Annotated in this window: 23 protein-coding genes and 1 tRNA gene; 8 read left to right on the top strand and 16 right to left on the bottom strand. The window is 67.7% G+C overall.

The genetic code is table 11. The features are described 5' to 3' along the window. Positions 1-107: 107 nt before the first annotated feature. From map (PQ455_RS12175) to map (PQ455_RS12155), 5 genes are all read right to left on the bottom strand, one after another. A complete protein-coding gene (map, locus tag PQ455_RS12175; RefSeq protein ID WP_273691364.1) occupies positions 108-890 on the bottom strand; it encodes a type I methionyl aminopeptidase in 783 nt (260 codons plus the stop codon). 1 nt (position 891) lies between these two features. Beyond that, positions 892-1,104, bottom strand: coding sequence for a ParD-like family protein (locus PQ455_RS12170; protein WP_273686352.1), 213 nt, complete (start codon positions 1,102-1,104; stop codon positions 892-894). Between the two features lie 226 nt (positions 1,105-1,330). Then, a complete protein-coding gene (gene glnA / locus PQ455_RS12165) occupies positions 1,331-2,743 on the bottom strand; it encodes a type I glutamate--ammonia ligase (RefSeq protein WP_273686351.1) in 1,413 nt (470 codons plus the stop codon). Positions 2,744-2,892: 149 nt separating this feature from the next. After that, positions 2,893-3,231 carry a P-II family nitrogen regulator gene (locus PQ455_RS12160; RefSeq protein WP_273686350.1) on the bottom strand — a complete coding sequence of 113 codons (339 nt, stop codon included), beginning with the start codon at positions 3,229-3,231 and terminating at the stop codon, positions 2,893-2,895. A gap of 314 nt (positions 3,232-3,545) precedes the next feature. Then, positions 3,546-4,373, bottom strand: a complete 828-nt coding sequence (gene map, locus PQ455_RS12155; RefSeq protein ID WP_273686349.1) for a type I methionyl aminopeptidase — start codon at positions 4,371-4,373, stop codon at positions 3,546-3,548. 65 nt (positions 4,374-4,438) lie between these two features. Here map (PQ455_RS12155) and PQ455_RS12150 point away from each other — a divergent pair, with 65 nt between their 5' ends. Then, positions 4,439-5,194, top strand: coding sequence for a competence/damage-inducible protein A (locus PQ455_RS12150; protein WP_273686348.1), 756 nt, complete (start codon positions 4,439-4,441; stop codon positions 5,192-5,194). A gap of 74 nt (positions 5,195-5,268) precedes the next feature. Here PQ455_RS12150 and PQ455_RS12145 read toward each other — a convergent pair whose 3' ends face one another. Both PQ455_RS12145 and PQ455_RS12140 read right to left on the bottom strand, forming a co-directional pair. After that, positions 5,269-5,709, bottom strand: a complete 441-nt coding sequence (locus PQ455_RS12145; protein WP_273686346.1) for a hypothetical protein — start codon at positions 5,707-5,709, stop codon at positions 5,269-5,271. An 86-nt stretch (positions 5,710-5,795) separates the two neighbouring features. Further along, positions 5,796-6,224 (bottom strand): hypothetical protein, encoded by a 429-nt coding sequence (locus PQ455_RS12140; protein WP_273686345.1) that lies wholly within the window; start codon positions 6,222-6,224, stop codon positions 5,796-5,798. A gap of 165 nt (positions 6,225-6,389) precedes the next feature. Between PQ455_RS12140 and PQ455_RS12135 the strand changes: the two genes are divergently transcribed. The 4 genes from PQ455_RS12135 (at position 6,390) to PQ455_RS12120 (ending at position 10,242) form a co-directional block, all read left to right on the top strand. After that, entirely contained in the window at positions 6,390-6,788 is a 399-nt protein-coding gene (locus PQ455_RS12135; protein WP_273686344.1) for a MerC domain-containing protein, read from the top strand. A gap of 65 nt (positions 6,789-6,853) precedes the next feature. Then, complete coding sequence (dxs, locus tag PQ455_RS12130) at positions 6,854-8,776, top strand: 1-deoxy-D-xylulose-5-phosphate synthase (RefSeq protein WP_273686343.1); 1,923 nt, start codon at positions 6,854-6,856, stop codon at positions 8,774-8,776. A 186-nt stretch (positions 8,777-8,962) separates the two neighbouring features. After that, the gene (locus PQ455_RS12125; protein ID WP_273686342.1) at positions 8,963-9,487 is read left to right on the top strand and encodes a TIGR02594 family protein; all 525 of its coding nucleotides are present in this window, start codon (positions 8,963-8,965) and stop codon (positions 9,485-9,487) included. A gap of 17 nt (positions 9,488-9,504) precedes the next feature. Continuing rightward, entirely contained in the window at positions 9,505-10,242 is a 738-nt protein-coding gene (locus PQ455_RS12120; protein WP_273686341.1) for a TlyA family RNA methyltransferase, read from the top strand. Between the two features lie 49 nt (positions 10,243-10,291). On the opposite strand, the gene ubiB is transcribed toward PQ455_RS12120, so the two are convergent. Together ubiB and PQ455_RS12110 are read right to left on the bottom strand one after the other, a co-directional pair. After that, positions 10,292-11,836, bottom strand: a complete 1,545-nt coding sequence (gene ubiB, locus PQ455_RS12115) for a 2-polyprenylphenol 6-hydroxylase (protein WP_273686340.1) — start codon at positions 11,834-11,836, stop codon at positions 10,292-10,294. A 154-nt stretch (positions 11,837-11,990) separates the two neighbouring features. Continuing rightward, positions 11,991-12,734, bottom strand: coding sequence for a class I SAM-dependent methyltransferase (locus PQ455_RS12110; protein ID WP_273686339.1), 744 nt, complete (start codon positions 12,732-12,734; stop codon positions 11,991-11,993). Positions 12,735-12,779: 45 nt separating this feature from the next. On the opposite strand from PQ455_RS12110, the gene mutM reads away from it, so the two are divergent. After that, the gene (gene mutM / locus PQ455_RS12105; protein WP_273686338.1) at positions 12,780-13,592 is read left to right on the top strand and encodes a bifunctional DNA-formamidopyrimidine glycosylase/DNA-(apurinic or apyrimidinic site) lyase; all 813 of its coding nucleotides are present in this window, start codon (positions 12,780-12,782) and stop codon (positions 13,590-13,592) included. Positions 13,593-13,604: 12 nt separating this feature from the next. Here mutM and PQ455_RS12100 read toward each other — a convergent pair whose 3' ends face one another. Then, positions 13,605-14,675 carry a hypothetical protein gene (locus PQ455_RS12100; RefSeq protein WP_273686337.1) on the bottom strand — a complete coding sequence of 357 codons (1,071 nt, stop codon included), beginning with the start codon at positions 14,673-14,675 and terminating at the stop codon, positions 13,605-13,607. 162 nt (positions 14,676-14,837) lie between these two features. On the opposite strand from PQ455_RS12100, the gene PQ455_RS12095 reads away from it, so the two are divergent. Continuing rightward, positions 14,838-15,434: an outer membrane protein gene (locus tag PQ455_RS12095; RefSeq protein WP_273686336.1), complete on the top strand. Its 597-nt coding sequence runs from the start codon at positions 14,838-14,840 to the stop codon at positions 15,432-15,434. Between the two features lie 44 nt (positions 15,435-15,478). Here PQ455_RS12095 and PQ455_RS12090 read toward each other — a convergent pair whose 3' ends face one another. The 6 genes from PQ455_RS12090 to PQ455_RS12065 form a co-directional block, all read right to left on the bottom strand. Continuing rightward, positions 15,479-16,999: a fumarate hydratase gene (locus PQ455_RS12090; protein WP_273686335.1), complete on the bottom strand. Its 1,521-nt coding sequence runs from the start codon at positions 16,997-16,999 to the stop codon at positions 15,479-15,481. Positions 17,000-17,213: 214 nt separating this feature from the next. Further along, entirely contained in the window at positions 17,214-17,501 is a 288-nt protein-coding gene (locus tag PQ455_RS12085; RefSeq protein ID WP_273686334.1) for a hypothetical protein, read from the bottom strand. A gap of 49 nt (positions 17,502-17,550) precedes the next feature. Continuing rightward, positions 17,551-18,594: a sulfate/molybdate ABC transporter ATP-binding protein gene (locus tag PQ455_RS12080; RefSeq protein WP_273686333.1), complete on the bottom strand. Its 1,044-nt coding sequence runs from the start codon at positions 18,592-18,594 to the stop codon at positions 17,551-17,553. Next, positions 18,594-19,445 carry a sulfate ABC transporter permease subunit CysW gene (gene cysW / locus PQ455_RS12075; protein ID WP_273686332.1) on the bottom strand — a complete coding sequence of 284 codons (852 nt, stop codon included), beginning with the start codon at positions 19,443-19,445 and terminating at the stop codon, positions 18,594-18,596. Before cysW ends, PQ455_RS12080 begins: the two co-directional genes overlap by 1 nt. Continuing rightward, the gene (gene cysT / locus PQ455_RS12070; protein ID WP_273686331.1) at positions 19,442-20,245 is read right to left on the bottom strand and encodes a sulfate ABC transporter permease subunit CysT; all 804 of its coding nucleotides are present in this window, start codon (positions 20,243-20,245) and stop codon (positions 19,442-19,444) included. Before cysT ends, cysW begins: the two co-directional genes overlap by 4 nt. A gap of 401 nt (positions 20,246-20,646) precedes the next feature. Further along, entirely contained in the window at positions 20,647-21,075 is a 429-nt protein-coding gene (locus tag PQ455_RS12065) for an RrF2 family transcriptional regulator (protein WP_273686330.1), read from the bottom strand. A gap of 138 nt (positions 21,076-21,213) precedes the next feature. Here PQ455_RS12065 and PQ455_RS12060 point away from each other — a divergent pair. Further along, positions 21,214-21,290 (top strand) — tRNA-His (locus PQ455_RS12060). Positions 21,291-21,301: the final 11 nt, after the last annotated feature.

Here is a 21,301-nt window from a genome sequence, read left to right as displayed (position 1 = left end):
GATCGGTAAGGGAGTGTGGCAACGAAATTGGTGAACGCGCCGAGCGGCTTGGGCGCGCCTCTTCGCATTCGCGATATGTCGGGTCGGTGCTGGAGCGCGCTTGGCGGTTATGCCGCGCTGCGCTCCCGCATCCGCGTTTCGTCGTGTCGCAGGGTCAAGACCTCGACGCCGTCGCGCGTCACCGCCACGGTATGCTCGAACTGGGCGGAGAGTTTGCGGTCGTCGGTCACCACCGTCCAGCCGTCGTCCTCGGTCGAGACCTTGCGGCTGCCCTGGTTGATCATCGGCTCGATGGTGAAGACCATGCCTTCGTGCAGCTTGAGCCCCGTGCCCGGGCGCCCGAAATTGAGGACCGACGGCTCCTCGTGCATCTCGCGGCCGATGCCGTGGCCGCAATAGTCGCGCACCACCGCATAGCCATGCTTCCTGGCATGCCGCTCGATCGCGGCGCCGATGTCGCCGAGATAACCGCCCGGCCGCACCTGCGCGATGCCCTTCCACATCGCCTCCTGCGCCACCCGCACGAGGCGTTGGGTAGCGGGTGGCACGGTGCCGACGATGTAGGTCTTGCTCGAATCCGCGATGAAGCCGTTCTTCTCCAGCGTGATGTCGAGATTGATGATGTCGCCGTCGCGGATGATCTCCGCCGCGTCGGGCACGCCATGGCAGACGACATGGTTGATCGAGCAGTTCAGCACATATTTGAAGCCATATTGCCCCTTGCTGGCGGGGCGTGCGGCGAGATCGACGGTGATGAAGCGATCGACCATGTCGTTGACCGCCATGGTGGAGCGCCCGGCCAGCTCCTGCCCGTCCAGCATCTCGAACACCGATGCCAGCAGCTTGCCCGATATCCGCATCAGCGCGATTTCGTCCGCCGTCTTGACCATGTCAGGCATCGGCTTCCGGGGCGGGCGCCAGCCGCACCTGCGCGGCGGCCATCTGGCTCTGCACGATATCGATGAAGGAGAGGGTGGGGTTGGCCTCGGCCAGCATCCCGATCTTCAGCCAGAATTCGGCCTGCGCGTTGATCGACCGGCACATCACCGTGCTGGCGCGGCGCACCTCGTCATGCAGATGCTCGTCGATCTTCACGATACCCATGCCGTGCTCCGCTTGCGATATGCGAACCACATACGTTTCGTATATCGGCGGGGTCAACCCTCTCGGCGGATGGTCCGGCCCGACCGAGCTGGGGTCCGCGCCGACCTGCCTTGAGGTTATCCCCGGCACCAGACACCCGGCACGAAAAGGGCGCCCGGATCACTCCGAACGCCCCATCCGTATCGCAAACCGAGTGGGCAGGGGCCGAGGCCCCCGCCCAATGCGATCACTGCGAATAATACATGTCGAACTCGACCGGCGCGGGGGTCATTTCCCAGCGATACACTTCCGGCCACTTCAGCTCGAGATAGCTCTCGATCTGGTCCTCGGTGAACACGCCGCCCTTGGTGAGATAGGCATGGTCGGCGGCCAGGCTGTCGAGCGCCTCGCGGAGCGAACCGCACACCGTGGGAACGGCGGCCAGCTCTTCCGGCGGCAGATCGTACAGGTTCTTGTCCATCGCCTCGCCGGGATGGATCTTGTTCTCGATGCCGTCGAGGCCGGCCATCAGCAGCGCGGCATAGCACAGGTACGGATTGGCCATCGCGTCCGGGAAGCGGAACTCGACGCGCTTGGCCTTGGCGCCAGCACCGTAAGGGATGCGGCACGAGGCCGAGCGGTTGCGGGCCGAATAGGCCAGCAGCACCGGCGCCTCATAGCCCGGCACCAGACGCTTGTAGCTGTTGGTGGTCGGGTTGGTGAAGGCGTTGAGCGACTTGGCATGCTTGATGACGCCGCCGATGAAATACAGGCACATGTCGGAAAGGCCCGCATAGCCGTTGCCGGCGAACAGCGGGTTCTTGCCGTCCCAGATCGAGATATGCGTGTGCATGCCCGAACCGTTGTCCTTGGCGATCGGCTTCGGCATGAAGGTCACGGTCTTGCCGTAGGCCTGCGCCACCTGCCACACGACGTACTTGTAGATCTGCATGCGATCGGCGGTGGTGACGAGCGTGCCGAAGGTGAGGCCCAGCTCGTGCTGCGCGGCGGCCACCTCATGGTGGTGCTTGTCGCACGGCAGGCCCATTTCGAGCATGGTGGTGACCATCTCGGCGCGGATGTCGACGGCGCTATCGACCGGGGCGACCGGGAAGTAGCCGCCCTTGGCGCGCGGACGGTGGGCGAGGTTGCCGCCCTGATAGTCCTTGCCGGTGTTGGTCGGCAGCTCGATGTCGTCGATCTTGTAATAGGACGAATCGTAGGTCGTATCGAACGTCACGCTGTCGAACATGAAGAATTCGGCTTCGGGGCCGACATAGACGGTGTCGCCGATGCCCAGCGTCTTCACATAGGCTTCGGCGCGCTTGGCGCAGGAGCGGGGATCGCGGGCATAGAGTTCGCCGGTCGAGGGCTCGACGATGTCGCACACCAGGATAAGCATCGGGGTTGCCGAGAAGGGATCGACCCACACCGCGTCCAGATCCGGCTTCAGGATCATGTCGCTCTCGTTGATGGCCTTCCAGCCCTCGATCGACGAGCCGTCGAACATGAAGCCCTCGTTAAGCTCATCCTCGCCCACGACGCCCGCGACCATGGTCAAATGCTGCCACTTGCCCTTGGGATCGGTGAAGCGAAGATCGACCCACTCGATCTCCTTGTCCTTGATGATTTTCAGTACGTCCGAAGCCTTGTTGGCCATGTTCATCCCCACTCGCGTCACCCCAGCGGTCGCTGCGGCTTATGGTTGAGCCCTTGTCTTTCGGTCGCCCTCTCCGGCGATAGTCTTCGATCTTGTCGTTGTGGTCGTCGTATCGGCCGGCTCGCCCCCTTCGCCGGCCGCTATCCTCGTCAGATCGCGTCCGCGTCGCGCTCGCCCGTGCGGATGCGCACGACGGTCTCGATGTTGGTGACGAAGATCTTGCCGTCGCCGATGCGGCCGGTCTGGGCGGCGTTGGTGATCGCCTCCACCACGCGATCGGCCAGCGCGTCGTCCACCACGATCTCCAGTTTCACCTTGGGCAGAAAATCGACGATATATTCGGCGCCGCGATACAGCTCGGTATGGCCCTTCTGCCGGCCGAAGCCCTTGGCCTCGGTCACGGTGATGCCGGACACGCCGACATCGTGCAGCGCCTCCTTCACCTCATCGAGCTTGAAGGGTTTGATGATGGCTTCGATCTTCTTCATGGCCGCCCCGAAACTCCGCGCAACGAGCATCCAATAAGCGTGCCGACGCGCCCCGCGCAAGGATCGGAGGCCGGCGGTGCCATCTTTGCTAACTTATGCCCGAAATAGCGGCAGGTGCAGGGTCGTTTGCTGCAAAAGCGGGCAGAGAGCCAGGCTGATATGGCGCCGTAACGATCGCCCGAGTCGCGGGGGCCAGCACCGCAAACCGGACCGTCACCCCAGCGCAGGCTGGGGTGACGGGAGGCGGCCACCACGGTCACCCCAAGCGGAAAAAGGCCCCAGCTTTCGCTGGGGCGACGTTTCAGGGGCGAACCTCAGGCGTAAGGAGGCGAATGGCGGCCGGCGGGGCTCGTCGTGAAGATTTCGCAGCCGGTCTCGGTGATGCCGATCGAATGTTCGAACTGCGCCGAAAGCGATCGGTCGCGCGTCACCGCCGTCCAGCCGTCGTCGAGGATCTTCACGTCCGCGCGGCCGATGTTGATCATCGGCTCGACGGTGAAGAACATGCCGGGGCGCAGTTCCGGGCCGGTGCCGGGCTTGCCGGCATGGACCACCTCGGGCGCGTCGTGGAACAGGCGGCCGAGGCCGTGGCCGCAGAAGTCGCGCACCACGCCGTAGCGATGCTTTTCGGCGAAGCTCTGGATGGCGTGGCTGATGTCGCCCAGCCGGTTGCCCGGCCGGGCCTGCTCCAGCCCGCGCATCAGGCATTCGTAGGTCACCTCCACCAGCCGCTTCGCCTTCACCGGCACGTTGCCGACGAGGTACATGCGGCTCGTGTCGCCGTGCCAGCCGCCCAGCAGCGGGGTCACGTCGATATTGACGATATCGCCGTCCTTCAAGGTCCGGTCGGACGGGATGCCGTGGCAGACGACGTGGTTGATGCTGATGCAGCAGCTGTGCGTATAGCCGCGATAGTTCATCGTCGCCGGCACCGCGCCGGCCGCGATCGTCATGTCGTAGACGATGCGGTCGAGCGCCTCGGTCGTCACGCCGGGCACGACATGCGGCACCAAAGCGTCGAGGATCGTGGCGGCAAGCTGCCCGGCGGCGCGCATCCCGGCGAAGCCGTCGGGGCCGTGGAGCTTGATCGCACCGTTGCGGGAGACCGTCTCGTCTCCGGTGATGAGCTGATAATCGACCATGTGGGCGATATAGTCGCAAAGGCCGTGCTTTGCGAGTGGCCCGGCTTGGCCTATGCCCTCGCCCGATGAGCGACCGCATCTACACCGCCGCCCTGCTCGTGATCGGGGACGAGATCCTCTCCGGCCGGACGCAGGACAAGAATATCGCCCAGATCGCGAGCTGGTTGAACATCCAGGGCATCCGCCTGGCCGAAGTCAGGGTCGTCGCCGACCGGATGGAGGCGATCGGCGCGGCCGTCACCGCGCTGGCGGGCGGCAACGATTATCTCTTCACGACCGGCGGCATCGGGCCGACGCACGACGACATCACGATCGACGCCATCGCCGCCACGCTCGGCCTGCCCGTCGTCGTCCACCTCAAGGCGCGCGCCGTGCTGGAGGATTATTACGCGAGTCGCGGCGGGCTGACCGACGCGCGGCTGCGCATGGCGCGGGTGCCCGAGGGGGCGACGCTGATCGAAAACGCGATGTCGGGCGCGCCGGGCATCCGCATCGGCAACATCTTCATTCTGGCGGGCGTGCCGCACATCGCCGGGCTGATGCTGGAGGCGCTGTCGGGCACCTTGCCGGGCGGCAAGCCGCTGATCTCGCGCACCGTCGGCTGCTGGGTGCCGGAGAGCGAGGTCGCCGACACGCTGGCCAAGGCCGAGCGCGACAACGAGGGCTGCCAGATCGGCAGCTACCCCTTCTTCCGCGACGGGCGGGTCGGCGCGAACTTCGTCGTCCGATCGACCGAGGAAGCCGCGCTCGACGCCTGCATCGCCGATCTCAACGCGCGGCTCGCGGCTCTGGGCTACGAGCCGGTCGCCGAGGGTATCTAGCGCGATTTGCGGGTTCGGCGCGGCCGAACCGGGGAGCGGGGCCGGCACCGCATGTCCGCGCGAGCGGATCAACCTTACGGCGCGCAGACGCTCGCCGACATCACCTTGCCCGAATCACGCAAGGGGAAGGCGTGGCTCGCGCCGCCGGGGTAGATGACGGTCGCGGTCGCGCCGCTGCGGAAAGCGGCCCACAGCCGTTGGATTTGCGGTTCCCGATAGGCATTGCGGAAGCGCGCCCAGCCATCCTTGCCCACACGGATCGTCTCGGTCAGCCGGCCGACCTTGTAGGTGATGAGGCTGTTGGAGGGCGGCGCGACCCCGCCGATGGCGACGGCGATATCCAGCTCGCTGCCCTTGCACGACAGGATGAGGTTGCTCGCCTCCGGCCCGAACGGCCCGACGCTATATTCGAGGATGCCCTGGTTGAACCCGGACGACCAGCGATCCGGCAGCGCCAGCGCGGCGCTGGGAAGGGTGGTGGCGAGCAGGGCGAACGCGGCCAGCGATCGGATCATGAATGTCTCCTTCGGCGGAGAAAACGCGCGGCGCGCGAACTGTTCCCTTCGCGATCCTCCCCTGCAAGGCAGGGGAGGAATTGGTCTCAATCCCCCTCCGGCGCCTGCTCGGCATCCGCCGCCGCCTTCGCGGCCTTGTCCGCCGCGCGCTGGGCGCGCGCCTGCGCCAGGAATTGCTGCATACAGCCGGTCTGCCCGCCACTGCCGACGACCGAGCAGCTGTTGGGCATCATCGGCGCGCTCGCCTGATCGAGCGAGCGGGCGGTGTTGGCCCAGCTGCCCGTCACCGCCTCGGCCTCCTGCGGCTTGCCACGAAAGCGCTTGGGCAGGCGATAGCGTTCATTCTCGGGCTGGCGCGAGCAGACGATGATCTCGTCGGGGCTGTCGGGCTTGGGGCAGGGATCGTTGCCGAACACCACGGCGCTGCGCTGGGCGGGCGCCTTGGGCGGATCGGCGGCGAAGGCCGGGGCGGCGGCCAGCGCGGCGGCGAGGGGAAGAAGGGTGAAACGCAACATGACGGGCAACTCCGATAGGCGCTGCGATCTGCGCGCAACGCCCTTTCCACCCGCTGAACCGATCAAACGCCCGCCGGCTCCCGCAGGCCAGCCGATGGCGCCCGCCGGAACAAATCATGCGATGTGATATTGTATCATCGTATCGACCCTGCTAGGTGATCGCTCGTGAGTTCGCGTCCTCCCCCCACCCCCATGGGCCATGTCCAGCGCTGGATCGATCGTGCCGCGATCGGCCTGTCGGGGCTGTGCATGATCCATTGCGTGGCGACGGTGCTGCTGGTGGCGGCGCTCGCCTCGACCAGCACGATCCTCGTCGAGCCGGCCTTTCACGAGATCGGGCTGGCGGTGGCGATCGCGCTGGCGGCGGTGGGGCTGGGGCTGGGTTTGCGGCGCCATGGCCGCACCGGGCCGCTGCTGGTCGGATCGAGCGGGATCGGGCTGATGGCGGCCGGGCTCGCGGTGCCGCACGGGCCGTGGGAAGCCGCGCTCACGATCGGCGGCGTCGCGCTGGTGGCGCTGGCGCATCGCCTCAACGGCCGCGCCTTCCACCGCCACGCCGGCTGATCCGCCAGCGGATACCGGCCCCCGCGCCGTTTGCGGGCGCGCGGCGAAGAGTCTAAGGAGGGGCGATGTCCCATCGTCCCACGACGCCGCTGCTCGACCGCATCGACACGCCCGACCAGCTTCGCGACCTCAAGCCCGAACAACTTGCCCAGCTCGCCGCCGAATTGCGCGACGAGATGGTGTCGGCGGTGTCGGTGACGGGCGGCCACCTCGGCGCGGGGCTCGGCGTGGTCGAGCTGACCGTGGCGCTGCATTATGTGTTCGATACGCCGCGCGACAAATTGATCTGGGATGTCGGCCATCAGGCCTACCCCCACAAGATCCTGACCGGCCGGCGCGACGCGATCCGCACCCTGCGCCAGCCGGGCGGCCTCTCGGGCTTCACCAAGCGCAGCGAGAGCGAATACGACCCGTTCGGCGCGGCGCATTCCTCCACCTCGATCTCGGCCGCGCTGGGCTTCGCGGTGGCGAACAAGCTGGCCGACCAGCCCGGCAAGGCGATCGCGGTGATCGGCGACGGCGCGATGTCGGCGGGCATGGCCTATGAGGCGATGAACAATGCCGAGGCGGCGGGCAATCGCCTCGTCGTGATCCTCAACGACAACGACATGTCGATCGCGCCGCCGGTCGGCGGGCTCTCCGCCTATCTCGCCCGCATCGTCTCCAGCCGCGAGTTCCTGGGCCTGCGCGATCTGGCCAAGCGGCTCGCCCGCCGCCTGCCGCGCCCGCTGCACCAGGCGGCGCGCAAGACCGACGAATTCGCGCGCGGCATGGCGATGGGCGGCACGCTCTTCGAGGAGCTGGGCTTCTATTATGTCGGCCCGGTCGACGGGCATAATATCGACCAGCTGGTGCCGATCCTCGAGAATGTCCGCGATGCGGCGCAGGGCCCGATCCTTGTCCATGTCGTGACGCAGAAGGGCAAGGGCTATGGCCCGGCCGAGGCGGCGGCGGACAAATATCATGGCGTGCAGAAGTTCGACGTGGTCTCCGGCGTGCAGGCCAAGGGCGAGCCGGGGCCGCCGAGCTACACCAAGGTGTTCGCCGACGCGCTGATCGCGGAAGCGAAGCGCGACCCGACGGTGTGCGCGATCACCGCCGCCATGCCTTCGGGCACGGGGCTCGACGCCTTCGGCAAGGCCTTCCCCGATCGCACATTCGACGTGGGCATCGCCGAGCAGCATGCCGTGACCTTCGCGGCCGGCCTCGCCGCGCAGGGGATGCGGCCGTTCTGCGCGATCTATTCCACCTTCCTCCAGCGCGCCTACGATCAGGTCGTGCACGACGTGGCGATCCAGAACCTGCCGGTGCGGTTCGGCATCGACCGGGCCGGTCTGGTCGGCGCGGACGGGGCGACCCATGCGGGTTCGTTCGACGTGACCTATCTGGCGTCCCTTCCCAATTTCGTGGTGATGGCCGCCGCCGACGAGGCGGAGCTGACCCACATGGTCCACACCTGCGCGCTGCACGACAGCGGGCCGATCGCGGTGCGCTATCCACGTGGCAACGGCATCGGCATCGATATTCCGGCGCCGCAGCGGCTGGAGATCGGCAAGGGCCGGGTGGTGCGCGAGGGCAAGACCGTCGCGATCCTGTCGCTCGGCACGCGGCTGGGCGAGGCGTTGCTTGCCGCCGACCGGCTGGAGGCGCAGGGGCTTTCGACGACGGTGGCCGACCTGCGCTTCGCCAAGCCGCTCGACGAGGCGCTGATCCGCCGCCTGCTCACCACGCACGAAGTGGCGGTGACGGTGGAGGAAGGATCGATCGGCGGGCTCGGCGCGCATGTGCTGACGATGGCGTCCGATCAGGGGCTGATCGACGGCGGGCTGAAGCTGCGCACCCTGCGCCTGCCCGACGTGTTCCAGGATCACGACAAGCCCGAGAAGCAATATGCCGAGGCGGGGCTGGATGCGGATGCGATCGTCGATACGGTGTTGAAGGCGCTGCGCCGCAATTCGGTGGGCGTGATCGAGGGCGCGCGGGCCTGAGGTAGTTCTTAGTAGCGTCATCCCGGCGAAGGCCGGGATCTCGGCAGGCTGGGGGCGACGGTGTGGCCGCCACCTGAGATCCCGGCCTGCGCCGGGATGACGCGCATGCTTTTCCGCTGTCCTACAGCCCCCGATTTCGCTTAGGCTCGCTGCCAGCGCGCATTTCTCATGCGAGGAGTGCGCACCATGTCCGACATCGCCAGCTACCCCTGGGTTTCCGCTTATCCGCCGCGCATGGTTGCGGAGGCGGTGCGGTTGATCGGCGTCCGCGAGACCGTCGGGGCGAAGGACGATCCGCGCATCATGGGCTGGGCGAAGGAGGCCGGGATCGCGGGATACTGGGCCGATTCGGTGCCGTGGTGCGGGCTGTTCCTGGCCGTCGTCGCCAGACGCGCGGGGAAGGCGGTGCCGGACAAGCCCCTGTGGGCGCTCAACTGGGCCAGGTTCGGGCGGGCCGCGCCGCAGCCGGCGCTGGGCGACGTGCTGGTGTTCCGGCGGCCCTCCGGCGGGCATGTCGGGCTCTATGTGGCGGAGGATGCGACCGCTTTCCATGTCCTTGGCGGCAATCAGGGCGACAGGGTGTGCATCCTGCGGATCGCGAAGGCGCGGCTGCACGCGATGCGGCGGCCGCTCTATCGGGCCGAGCCCGCCAGCGTGCGGCCGTACCGGATGGGCACCACCACCGCCGCCCTGTCGACGAACGAGGCGTGATCGGGCAGGAGGGCGGGATGGCCAAGGGACTACGTGCGGATCAGGCGTTGGTGGAGCGCGGGCTGGTCGAAAGCCGGGCGAAGGCGCAGGCGCTGATCCTGGCCGGGCTGGTGTTCGCCGGCGAGCGAAAGATCGAGAAGGCCGGCCAGCCGATCGCCGACGATGTCGGGCTGGACGTGCGCGGGCGCGATCATCCCTGGGTGTCGCGCGGCGGCATCAAGCTGGCCCACGCGCTCCGGCATTTCGCGATTCCGGTCGAGGGGATGGTGGGGCTGGATATCGGCTCCTCCACCGGCGGCTTTACCGATGTGCTGCTGTCGGGCGGCGCCACGAAGGTCTATGCGATCGACGTGGGCACCAACCAGCTCGCGTGGAAGCTGCGCAGCGACCCGCGCGTGATCGTCCACGAACAGACCAACGCCCGCGCGCTGACGGCGGAGCATGTGCCCGAGCCGATCGATATCCTCGTGTGCGACGCCAGCTTCATCGGGCTGGCCAAGGTGCTGGCGGCGGCGGTGGGCTTCGTGGCGGACGGCGGCTGGGCGGTGGCGCTGGTCAAGCCGCAGTTCGAGGCGGGGCGCGACGAGGTGGGCAAGGGCGGCGTGGTGCGCGACCCGGAGGTGCATGCGCGCGTCTCGGCGGCGGCCGCGGACTGGTTCGTCGGGCAGGGGTGGACGGTGCTGGGGATCGAGCCGAGCCCGATCACCGGGCCGGAGGGGAATGTGGAATTCCTGCTGGTGGCGCGGAAGGGGTGAGGGCAAAGTGAAAGCCCTCTCCCGCCTTCGCGGGAGAGGGTTTATCCGTTCAGCCGAGCAACATTGCCGCAGCCCAGCCCGCCAGCACACCCACCGCCGCCGTCACCAGCATCAGCAGCGCCGTCCGCTTGCCGCCGCCCCGGCCGACGACCGCCACGACCGGCAAGGGCGGGGGCGGGGGGGCGGCGCCCTCGGCGGGGAAGCGTTTTTCGATGCGGCGGAGGAGTTCGGGCATGCGGGCGAAGGTGGCGACGTCCTCGCGCAGACGGTCGGCGAGCCACGCCTCGGGGCCGAGTTCGCTGCGCAGCCATTCGCGCACGAAGGGCTCGGCCGTCTCCCACATGTTGATATCGGGATCGAGGCCGGTGGCGACCCCCTCCACCATCACCATCGTCTTTTGCAGCAGCAGCAGGTGCGGCTGGACCGGCATGTCGAAATCGCGGGTGATGGCGAACAGCCCGTCGAGCATCGAGCCGATCGAGATGTCCTTGACCGGCAGGCCCCGGATCGGCTCGCCGACGGCACGCAGCGCGGTGGTGAATTCGCCGAGATTGTGGTGCGCGGGGACATAGCCCGCCTCGAAATGGATTTCGGCGACGCGGGCGTAATTGCCGGTGATGAGGCCGTGGAGGATTTCCGCCAGCCACAGCCGCGCCTGCCGGTTGATGCGGCCCATGATGCCGAAATCGATCGCCGCCAGCCGGTCGCCGGGCAGAGCGAACAGGTTGCCCTGGTGCATGTCGGCATGGAAGAAACCGTCGGCGATGGCCTGCCGTAAAAAGGCGCTGACGAGGCGTTGGGCGAGGAGGCCCGGATTGTGGCCGGCGGCGATCAGTGCCGCGCGATCGGACAGCTTGATGCCCGGCAGCCATTCCAGCGTCATCACCCGGCGCGACGTGCGCGCCCAGTCGATCGCGGGGACGGTGAATTCGGGGATGGCGCTCATCCCCTCGGCCAGTTCGGAAGCGGAGGCGGCCTCGCGCCGCAGGTCCAGCTCGCGCAAGGTCCACTGGCGGAAGGTGGCGATGACGAGGCGGGGGCGCAGGCGGGCGATATCGCCGCCCATCGCCTCGGCCTGCGCGGCGGCCCATTCGTAGGTCTCGAGCGCGCGGGCGAATTCCTCCTCGACGCCGGGGCGCAGCACCTTGATCGCCACGTCGCGGCCCTCGATCGTGACGGCGCGGTGGACCTGCGCGATCGAGGCGGCGCCGACGGGCACCTCGTCGATACGGGCGTAGAGCTGGTCGATCGGCTTGCCGAGGCCCTTCTCGATCGCGGCGCGAATCTCGGCGAAGGGGACGGGGGGGAGCGCGTCCTGGAGGCGCGTCAGGTCGAGCGCGGCCTCCTCGCCGACGAGATCGGGGCGGGTGGCAAGTGCCTGCCCCAGCTTCACCGCCGCCGGGCCGATCGCCTCGAACGCATCGGCGTAGCGCGGCTGGGCGGGCATGCGGAACCCGATCCGCGCGATCCGCACGAGGCGGCGCAGCGCCGGCGGCGCGAGCGGATCGCGCTCGATCCCGAGCAGCGCGCCATGGCGGGCGAGGGTGCGGCCCCAGCGGAAGAGACGCAGGCCGTGGATGAGGGGGGCGGTCATGGGCGATCGTTCCTCCCCGCGCGGAGCGGGGGGAGGGGGACCATCGCGCAGCGATGGTGGAGGGGTGTCGCGCTATCGAGGGGGCGCGGCCCCTCCACCATCCTGCGGATGGTCCCCCTCCCCATCTGCGATGGAGAGGAACGGTTCGGCTTCATCAGATCTTCCAGCCCGAATGGATCGCGACCAGCCCGCCCAGCATCGGCTCGACATGGGTGCGCACGAAGCCGGCCTCGCCGATCATCCGCTCGAACGTGGGCATGTCGGGGAAGCGGCGGATCGATTCGATCAGATAGCGGTAGCTGTCCTCGTCGTTCGCTAGCAGCTTGCCGAGCTTCGGGACCAGACGATGCGAGTAGGCATCGTAGATTTCGCCGAAACCGGGCCAAAGCGTGGTCGAGAATTCGAGGCAGTAGAAGCGCCCGCCGCGCTTCAGCACGCGATGCGCCTCGCGCAGCGCCTTGGGGATGTCGGTCACGTTCCTGATACCGAAGGCGATCGTATAGCCGTCGAAGCTCCTGTCGGCGAAGCACAAGGTCTCCGCATTCTGCTCGATCCAGGCGAGGCCCTCATAGCCCTTCTTCGCCGCGCGCTCCTGGCCCACCTCCAGCATCGCGCCGTTGATGTCGGCGACGGTGATGTCCGCGCCCGATTTCATCAGGCGGAAGGCGATGTCGCCGGTGCCGCCGGCCATGTCGAGGATGGCCTCGCCCCGGCGCGGCTTCACCCGACGGACGAAGCGATCCTTCCACAGCCGGTGCATGCCGCCCGACATGGCATCGTTCATCAGATCATATCTGGCCGCGACCGAGCGGAAGACCTGGCCCACCTTCTCGGTCTTTTCGGTGGGGGTGACGTCGGTATAGCCGAAGGAGACGGTGTCGCGGGTTGCATCGCTCATGGCCTCGCCATAGCGGCGCGGGGCGGAACGGGATAGGGGGCGAACATGCCCGAATTGCCCGAAGTCGAGACGACCGTGCGCGGTCTCGCCCGCGTCCTGTGGGGACGCACGCTGGTGAAGGTGGAGCCGCGCCGCGCCGATCTGCGCCGCGCCATCCCCGCCGATCTGCGCCAGCGCCTGACGGGCGCGCAGGTGACGGGCCTTGGCCGCCGCGCCAAATACGGGCTGATCGAGACGGACCGCGACGATACTTTGATCTTCCACCTCGGCATGTCCGGCCGCTGGCGGATCGCGCCCGAGACGATCGGGGCGCACGATCATCTGCTGATCGAGACCGATACGGGGATGACCCTGTCGCTCAACGATCCGCGCCGCTTCGGCTCGCTCGATCTGATGCCTACCGATCAGGTGGCCGAATGGCCGCCGTTCAGGGCGCTCGGCCCGGAGCCGCTGGGCGATGCCTTCAACCCGCGGCACCTGCGCGATCGGCTGAAGGGGCGGATCGCGCCGATCAAGCTGATGCTGCTCGACCAGCGGATCGTGGCGGGCCTCGGCAATATCTATGTGTGCGAGGCGCTCAACATGGCGCGCATCGATCCGCGCACGGCGGCGGGCACGCTGACCCTGCCGCGACTCACCCGGCTGGTGGCCGCGTGCAAGGATGTGCTGGTCGCGGCGATCGAGGCGGGCGGATCGACCCTGCGCGATTACGCCCGGCCGGATGGCGAACTGGGCTATTTCTCGAAACAATTCCGCGTCTATGGGCGGGAGGGCGAGGCATGCCCGTGTGGTGGCATCGTCGAGCGGCAGGTGGATGGCGGGCGATCGACCTTCTGGTGCCGGAAGTGCCAGAAGTGATCGTGCGTTATTCTACAGCCCGATCCGTGACGCCGCATACCAAGCCCGGTTCATCGCCAGGCTGCGTGCGTTCAGCACGCGGCGGCGCAGATTGCCCGCCGCCGTCTTGCCCTCCAGCGCCACCCTTGGCCCGGTGAGGAACACGTCGCTGAATCGCGCGGCGATCCGATCGGGGGCGTAGGGCGCCATCGCCGCCGCCGCTTTCCCATCACGCGGGGCGGGGCCGATGCGGCGGAGCAGGCGCATCAATTCGCCCTCGGTGCGGTAGAGGTGGTGGGGGTTCGGTTGCAGCACCAGATGGTTGCGATCCCGCCCGCCGGCCCAGCACAGCACCGGCCGGTCGAGCAGCAGGAATTCGGCCATGGCGAGGCCGAAGCTCTCGCCCCGCTCGCGCGCATGGATCATCGCGTCGCAGGTGGCGATGAAATCGGCCTTCTCGACCAGATCGAAGATCGGATCGAGGAAGCGGACACGCGGATGATCGATGAACCTGTCGGTATTGACGAACAGGAACCACAGATCCTGGCGCTCTTGCACGGCGCGCGCCACCGCGCGCTTGGCGAAGGGAATGTCGAACGTGTCGCGCCCGCCGTGCCGGCCCAGCACCACCGCCCCGGCCGGGATGCCCCAGGCGGCGCGCATGTCACGCTCGGCCGGCGGCATCGTCACGATATAGGGCACCGCAGGGGCCTTGCCGCCGGTCATGTGGTGGGCCAGCCAGTCCGAGATATAGGCGTTGCGATCGGCCTGCGGCACCGGGAAATGATCGAACACGCTGTGCACCGCCACCTTCACGTCGGGCAGCAGGCGGATGTCGTCGATCTGGCCGCGCTGGTAATAATAGAGCTTGGGCTGGATGCGCCTGACCAGATCGGCGCGCCCCGCCTCGCTGTTGTAGCCGATCGTCTCGAAGCGGGCGGACCAGCGCCGCACGGCGCCTTCCACCCAGTCGCGCCGCAGGTCGTGCATCATCACCGCGCGGATGCCGGCATGGGCCTCCATCGCCTCGGCATAATCGAAGGTGGCGTTGCTGGTGCCGCGTTCGGAGAGCGTATGCTCGTCGAAGATGATGATCTCGCTCATGGGCCGCAGCGTGGAGGCGGTGCCGCGCGTTCGTCAAGCGGTGTCGCGCGGGCGGGCGCCGCCGTCACCCGTTCGGGGCTTGCCAGTGCCGGCCGGGTAGGGGAAGGCGGGGCGCCTGCCGAACCGGGCGGGCCTGTCGATCGCGTCCAAAGGGGAATGTCCATGACCATCCGCCGTCTCTCGCCTGGCCTGCTGGCCGCCGCCGCGCTCGTCGCGCCCGCCGCCGCGCAGGCGCTGCCGCTCGTGCCCTCCGTCTATGCCGGGGTCGAGGCGGGGCAGGGCACACGGCGGGCCGCCACGTCGGTGGGGTCGAACGACAAGGCGCTCGACTACGGCGGCTTCATCGGGGTCGAGCTGCCGTCGATGCCGCTCGGCTATCTCGCGGTCGAAGGCGGCATCGGCAAGACCAACGGCAAATCGCTCGGCACCACCGGCAGCAGCAGTGCCACGGTGCTGACCGAGCAGGACGGCCGCTGGAACTGGAGCGGAACGGTGCGCGCCGGCATCAACGCCATCCCCGGCCTCGCGGTCTACGGCATCGCCGGCTACGGCGCCGAACGCGCCAAGATCACCACCACGCTGGCCGCGACGGGCGCCAGCACGGAGCGCAGCAAGAGCTTCGACGGCCTGATCTACGGCGCGGGCGTGCGCTACAAGTTCGGCACCTGGACGGGCGCGCGGGTGGAATATCGCAAGCGCACGACCAACGGGCGCTACGATCCGGCGCAGATGATGGGCGGGGTTTACGTGGGCTTCTGAAACAGACGCGTCGCCCCGGCCTGCGCCGGGGCGACGCGTTTGGCTCACACCGTCTCCAGCAACCGCTCCCGCGCGATCTTCTCGCGCCACACCAGCGGCGCGGTGTGGTGGACGCTGGTGCCGCTGGCGTCCACCGCCACCGTCACCGGCATGTCTTTCACGTCGAATTCGTAGATCGCCTCCATGCCGAGATCCGCGAAGCCGACGACCTTGGCGCCCTTGATCGCGCGCGACACCAGATAGGCCGCACCACCCACGGCCATCAGGTAAGCCGACTTCGCCTCCTTGATCGCCTCGATCGCCACCGGGCCGCGCTCGGCCTTGCCGACCATCGCCAGCAGGCCCTGGTCGAGCATCATCTTGGTGAATTTGTCCATCCGGGTCGCGGTGGTGGGGCCCGCCGGGCCGACCACCTCGTCGCGGATCGGATCGACCGGGCCGACATAATAGATCACCCGGCCCTTGAACTCGACCGGCAGCTCCTCGCCCTTCGCGAGCATATCGGCGATGCGCTTGTGCGCGGCGTCGCGGCCGGTCAGCATCTTGCCGTTGAGGAGCAGGCGGTCGCCCGGCTGCCAGCTCGCCACCACTTCGGGAGTCAGCGTGTCGAGATCGACGCGGATCGACTCCTTCGATGGCGTCCACTCCACCTTCGGCCATTCGTCCAGGCTCGGCGGCTCGAGATAGGCCGGGCCGGAGCCGTCGAGGTGGAAATGCGCATGGCGGGTCGCGGCGCAGTTCGGGATCATCGCGATCGGCTTGGAGGCCGCGTGCGTCGGATAATCCATGATCTTCACGTCGAGGATCGTGGCGAGGCCACCGAGACCCTGCGCGCCGATGCCCAGCGCGTTGACCTTGTCGAAGATCTCGATCCGCAGTTCCTCGATCTTGGTCTGCGGCCCGCGTGCCTTCAGCTGCGCCATGTCGATATCGCCCATCAGCGATTCCTTGGCGAGCGTCATGGCCTTTTCGGCGGTGCCGCCGATGCCGATGCCGAGCATGCCCGGCGGGCACCAGCCGGCGCCCATCTGCGGGATCATCTCCAGTACCCAATCGACCACCGAATCGCTGGGGTTCATCATCTTGAACTTGGACTTGTTCTCGCTGCCGCCGCCCTTGGCCGCGACCTGCACGTCGACATGATGGCCGGGCACCATCTCCACGTTCAGCACGCAAGGGGTATTGTCCCTGGTGTTGACGCGGCTGAAGGCGGGATCCTTCAGGATCGAGGCGCGCAGGCGGTTCTCGGGATGGAGATAGGCGCGGCGGACGCCTTCATCCACGACCTCCTGGAGCGACTTCTCGCTGTCCAGCATGCACTGCTGGCCCCATTTGATGAACACGGTGACGATGCCGGTATCCTGACAGATCGGCCGATGCCCCTCGGCGCACATGCGGCTGTTGGTCAGGATCTGGGCGATGGCGTCCTTGGCGGCGGGGCCCTGCTCGGCCTCATAGGCGACGCCCAGCGCGCGGATATAATCCATCGGATGATAGTAACTGATGAACTGGAGCGCGTCGGCGACGCTCTCGATCAGGTCGGCTTCCTTGATGATGGTGGTCATGGTCGCAGAGTCCCCGCTCGTCTTTTTACGCGGCCGCCATAGCGCAAAAGTGGGGGAGGGGGAGTCGCCGCAATGCAACAATCGGCGGGTGGCGCATGTCCTGGACATTCACCCGTTCGCCCTGAGCGAAATCGAAGCACGTGTCCCACGCGGCATCGTCCAGTCTCACGTCCTTCGACTACGCTCAGGACGAACGGGGAGATAGTGATGAGGCTTAGAAAACGCCCGGCTCGCGATGGCGCGGTTGGGGTGGGGGCTTTTGCGCGTCCGAATGGTCGCCGTCGTCGGTCGAGACTTCCTGCCCTACCTCGCCGTAGGTGCGCAGCAGATAGGCGCGCAGGTCGCCGCCGGCCGCCGTGCCTAGATCGTCGGGATCGACGCCATTCTCGATCGCCTCGCCTTCCCACTGGTCGGCGATGGTGCCGGCTTCCTCGGTGGTGAGCGCGCGGGTATCGGTGCGGGCGACCGTCCAGGCTTCGAGGAAATCGGATGCCCTGGACATGATGATCGTTCCCGCCGTCGCTGATGATGATGACGTCGGTGTAACGGCCTCAGGCGGCGGAAGGTTGCGCGAACAGGCGGGTGCGGGTGGGGGCGACACGGATCGTGTCGCCTACCGCCGGCGCCCCGGCCAGCGGCACGTCGATCTCGACCGGCACGGTGCGTCCCTCCACCTTGGCCTCCAGCCGGATCGCGCCATTCTTCGGCCGGGCCAGCGTGACGACGGCGGGGAAGGCCGCGCCGTCGGTGACGATGCGCGCGTCGTGCGGGCGGAAGAAGAGTTGGGCCTCGCCGGTGAGGCCGCTGCCGTCGACGTCGAGCGGCTGGCCGGCGAAGGCGACCCGGCCGCCTGACACCGTCACCGGCAGCCGGTTCGATTCCCCGACGAAATCGAATACGAAGGCGGAGGCGGGTTCGTCGTAGATGGTCTGGGGCTCGGCGATCTGCTCGATCACGCCGTGATCCATCACCACCACCCGATCGGCCAGTTCCAGCGCTTCCTCCTGATCGTGCGTCACGAAGATCGAGGTGAGGCCCATCCGGTCGTGCAGTTCGCGAAGCCAGCGGCGCAGATCCTTGCGCACCTTGGCGTCGAGCGCGCCGAACGGTTCGTCGAGCAGCAGGATGCGGGGCTGCACGGCCAGCGCGCGGGCGAGCGCCACGCGCTGGCGCTGGCCGCCCGAAAGCTGCGCGGGATAGCGTTTGCCGAGGCCCGAGAGCTGGACCAGATCGAGCAGCTCGGCCACCCGCGCCGCGATCTCCGCCTTGGCCGGGCGCTCGCGGCGCTTCTTCACGGTCAGGCCGAAGGCGATGTTGTCGGCCACCGTCATGTGGCGGAACAGGGCATATTGCTGGAAGACGAAGCCCACCTGGCGCTGGGCGGCGGCGAGATGCCCGACATCCTCGCCATCGAACGCCACCTGCCCCTGATCGGCGAACTCCAGCCCCGCGATGATGCGGAGAAGCGTGGTCTTGCCCGATCCCGAGGGGCCGAGCAGAGCGAGGAACTCGCCCGGCCGCGCCTCCAGATCGATGCCGTGCAGCGCCTGGAAGCCGCGAAAGCCCTTGGTGATGCCCTGGAGCGTGATCCCCATCAGTGCGCCGTTCCGTTCCGGTGATAATCGAACCGCCATTCGAGCAAGGTCTTGGCGGCGAGGGTGACGAGCGCGAGCGCCGCCAGCAGCGAGGCCACCGCGAAGGCGGCGACAAAATTATATTCGTTGTAGAGGATCTCGACGTGGAGCGGCATCGTGTTGGTCAGCCCGCGGATATGGCCTGACACGACCGAGACCGCGCCGAATTCGCCCATCGCCCGTGCGTTGCAGAGCAGGACGCCATAGAGCAGGCCCCAGCGGATGTTGGGCAGGGTGACATGCCAGAAGGTCTGCCAGCCGCTCGCGCCGAGGGAGAGAGCCGCCTCCTCGTCGTCGCGGCCCTGTTCGGCCATCAGCGGGATCAGCTCGCGCGCGACGAAGGGGAAGGTGACGAAGATCGTCGCCAGCACGATGCCGGGCACGGCGTAGATGATCTGAATGTCCTGATCCTGGAGGAACGGCCCGAACCAGCCCGACGCGCCGAACATCAGGATATAGATCACGCCGCCCACCACGGGCGAGACCGAGAAGGGCAGGTCGATCAGGGTGATGAGGAAACCCTTGCCCGGAAAATCGAACTTGGTGATCGCCCACGATGCGACGATGCCGAATACGATGTTGGCCGGCACCGCGATGGCGGCCGTGAGCAATGTGAGCTTGATCGCCGAGACCGCGTCGGGCTCGGTCAGCGCCGCCAGGAACGGCGGCAGCCCTTTCGCCAGCGCCTCGACGAACACCACCACCAAAGGCAGCAGCAGGAACAGGCCGAGGAAGCCGAGCGCGAGCGCGATCAGCAGCACGCGCACCCAGCGCGCCTCCTGCGTGGCCGATGGCGGGCGGATCGCCTTCATGCCTCGATCCGCTTCCGCGTCCAGATCTGGACGAGGTTGATGACGAGCAGCAGCCCGAACGACACCACCAGCATCACCGCCGCGATCGCGGTGGCGGCGGGGTAGTCATATTGCTCCAGTTCGGAGACGATCATCAGCGGCGCGATCTCGCTCTCGAACGGCATGTTGCCGGCGATGAAGATCACCGATCCATATTCGCCGACGCCGCGCGCGAAGGCCAGCGCGAAGCCCGTCAGCAGCGCCGGGGTGATGGCGGGCAGGATGACACGGGAGAAGGTCTGCCAGCGGTTCGCGCCGAGCGCGGAAGCGGCTTCCTCCACGTCGCGGCCGAGATCAGCCAGCACCGGCTCGACCGAGCGGACGATGAACGGCAGGCCGATGAAGATCAGCGCGACGATCACGCCGAGGGGGCGATAGGCGACCTTCACCCCCAGCGGCTCGATCAGCGCGCCGACCCAGCCGGTGTTGGCATAAAGCGCCGTCAGCGCGATGCCGGCGACGGCGGTGGGCAGGGCGAAGGGCAGATCGACCATCGCCGAGATCAGCCGTTTGCCGAAGAAGTCATAGCGCACCAGCACCCAGGCGATCAGCAGCCCGAACATGGCGTTCACCCCGGCGGCGGCGGCCGCCGCGCCGAAGCTGAGGCGATAGGCCGCCATCACGCGCGGGTTGAAGGCCGCTTCGAGGAACTGGTCGAACCCCAGCACCGCCGTCTTCACGAAGATCGTGGAGAGCGGGATCAGCACCACCAGCGACAGCCAGAAGACGGTGAGCCCGAGAGTCAGGCCAAAGCCCGGCATCAGCCGTCTCTGCCGGCCACGCCGCCGCGCCGGCCCCATCGAAACGGGCCGGGGTTCGAGGGCGAGGGCGGCGCTCATCGGCTCAGGCGCGGGGCTCGGCGACGAGGATGAAACGATTCGGCATCGCGCCTCTCTAGGCGAGCGAGGGAGAGGGGGAGCGGCAGCATCTCTTGGGGGGGCTGTAGCGCGGCTATGCCGGTCGGGCCAGCGGGTGGGGGAGAGAGGAAGGATTGTTCACGCGGAGACGCGGAGGCGCGGAGAGAAGAAGGGGAGAGGAAGAGGGTCTATCGGGACGTGGCTCCCGATCCGTCGGAAGATCGGGCACCGATGGAGAGCCACGTCCCGATCACCCTTGTCTCTTTCTTCTCTCCGCGCCTCCGCGTCTCCGCGTGAACAAAGACCTATTCCGCCGCCTGCGCAGCCGAAACCTTCGCCGAAAGCGGAATGCGATCCAGCACGTTGGCGGTTTCGTCGCGCACCAGCAGCATCACTTCGCGCAGGCGGCACGTCTCCTCGTCGACGCATTGCTCGCACGGGCGGTGGTTGAAGCGGCTGGCGCAGGGGGTCAGCGCCAGGCTGCCGCGCGTGGCGCGGACGATGTCGCCATAGGTGATCTCCTCCGGCCGCTTGCCCAGCCAATAGCCGCCCTCCTTGCCGCGCAGCGTCTCGACGAAGCCAGCGCGCTTCAGTTCGGACAGGATCACGGTCAGGAATTTGGCGGGGATGTTCTGGATGCGCGCGATCTCCGGCAGCTGCACCGGCCCCTCGCCATAGCGGTCGGCGAGGTGTTGCAGCGCGCGGAGCGCATAGCGGGTGCGTTGGGAGAGCAAGGATGGCGACCCTAGTGTTATATGTCTTTTCCTTTTGTAGTGATTGCGCGGCCAATCGCAACGTCCGTCGCTTGCAACGCTCGCTCCATCTGCCTATGGAGCCCGCTCGCGTCGGCCGATCGAGCCGGTGGCGTTGTGGCGACCGTAGCTCAATTGGTTAGAGCGCCGGTTTGTGGTACCGGAGGTTGCGGGTTCAATCCCCGTCGGTCGCCCCATTTTCTCCTCC

This window comes from Sphingomonas naphthae (assembly GCF_028607085.1).
Lineage (GTDB): Bacteria > Pseudomonadota > Alphaproteobacteria > Sphingomonadales > Sphingomonadaceae > Sphingomonas_Q > Sphingomonas_Q naphthae.
This window is presented reverse-complemented; position numbering and strand designations above follow the sequence as displayed.

Excerpts from the sequence above, each read along its gene's own strand:
- map (WP_273686349.1), bottom strand. The coding sequence starts at position 4,373 with ATGGTCGATTATCAGCTCATCACCGGAGACGAGACGGTCTCCCGCAAC.
- dxs (WP_273686343.1), top strand. The coding sequence starts at position 6,854 with ATGTCCCATCGTCCCACGACGCCGCTGCTCGACCGCATCGACACGCCC.
- PQ455_RS12110 (WP_273686339.1), bottom strand. The coding sequence starts at position 12,734 with ATGAGCGATGCAACCCGCGACACCGTCTCCTTCGGCTATACCGACGTC.
- PQ455_RS12090 (WP_273686335.1), bottom strand. The coding sequence starts at position 16,999 with ATGACCACCATCATCAAGGAAGCCGACCTGATCGAGAGCGTCGCCGAC.
- cysW (WP_273686332.1), bottom strand. The coding sequence starts at position 19,445 with ATGAAGGCGATCCGCCCGCCATCGGCCACGCAGGAGGCGCGCTGGGTG.
- PQ455_RS12170 (WP_273686352.1), bottom strand. The coding sequence starts at position 1,104 with ATGGGTATCGTGAAGATCGACGAGCATCTGCATGACGAGGTGCGCCGC.
- PQ455_RS12150 (WP_273686348.1), top strand. The coding sequence starts at position 4,439 with ATGAGCGACCGCATCTACACCGCCGCCCTGCTCGTGATCGGGGACGAG.
- PQ455_RS12145 (WP_273686346.1), bottom strand. The coding sequence starts at position 5,709 with ATGATCCGATCGCTGGCCGCGTTCGCCCTGCTCGCCACCACCCTTCCC.
- PQ455_RS12125 (WP_273686342.1), top strand. The coding sequence starts at position 8,963 with ATGTCCGACATCGCCAGCTACCCCTGGGTTTCCGCTTATCCGCCGCGC.
- PQ455_RS12095 (WP_273686336.1), top strand. The coding sequence starts at position 14,838 with ATGACCATCCGCCGTCTCTCGCCTGGCCTGCTGGCCGCCGCCGCGCTC.
- PQ455_RS12140 (WP_273686345.1), bottom strand. The coding sequence starts at position 6,224 with ATGTTGCGTTTCACCCTTCTTCCCCTCGCCGCCGCGCTGGCCGCCGCC.
- mutM (WP_273686338.1), top strand. The coding sequence starts at position 12,780 with ATGCCCGAATTGCCCGAAGTCGAGACGACCGTGCGCGGTCTCGCCCGC.
- map (WP_273691364.1), bottom strand. The coding sequence starts at position 890 with ATGGTCAAGACGGCGGACGAAATCGCGCTGATGCGGATATCGGGCAAG.
- PQ455_RS12100 (WP_273686337.1), bottom strand. The coding sequence starts at position 14,675 with ATGAGCGAGATCATCATCTTCGACGAGCATACGCTCTCCGAACGCGGC.
- PQ455_RS12085 (WP_273686334.1), bottom strand. The coding sequence starts at position 17,501 with ATGTCCAGGGCATCCGATTTCCTCGAAGCCTGGACGGTCGCCCGCACC.
- glnA (WP_273686351.1), bottom strand. The coding sequence starts at position 2,743 with ATGGCCAACAAGGCTTCGGACGTACTGAAAATCATCAAGGACAAGGAG.
- ubiB (WP_273686340.1), bottom strand. The coding sequence starts at position 11,836 with ATGACCGCCCCCCTCATCCACGGCCTGCGTCTCTTCCGCTGGGGCCGC.
- PQ455_RS12080 (WP_273686333.1), bottom strand. The coding sequence starts at position 18,594 with ATGGGGATCACGCTCCAGGGCATCACCAAGGGCTTTCGCGGCTTCCAG.
- PQ455_RS12120 (WP_273686341.1), top strand. The coding sequence starts at position 9,505 with ATGGCCAAGGGACTACGTGCGGATCAGGCGTTGGTGGAGCGCGGGCTG.
- cysT (WP_273686331.1), bottom strand. The coding sequence starts at position 20,245 with ATGCCGGGCTTTGGCCTGACTCTCGGGCTCACCGTCTTCTGGCTGTCG.
- PQ455_RS12160 (WP_273686350.1), bottom strand. The coding sequence starts at position 3,231 with ATGAAGAAGATCGAAGCCATCATCAAACCCTTCAAGCTCGATGAGGTG.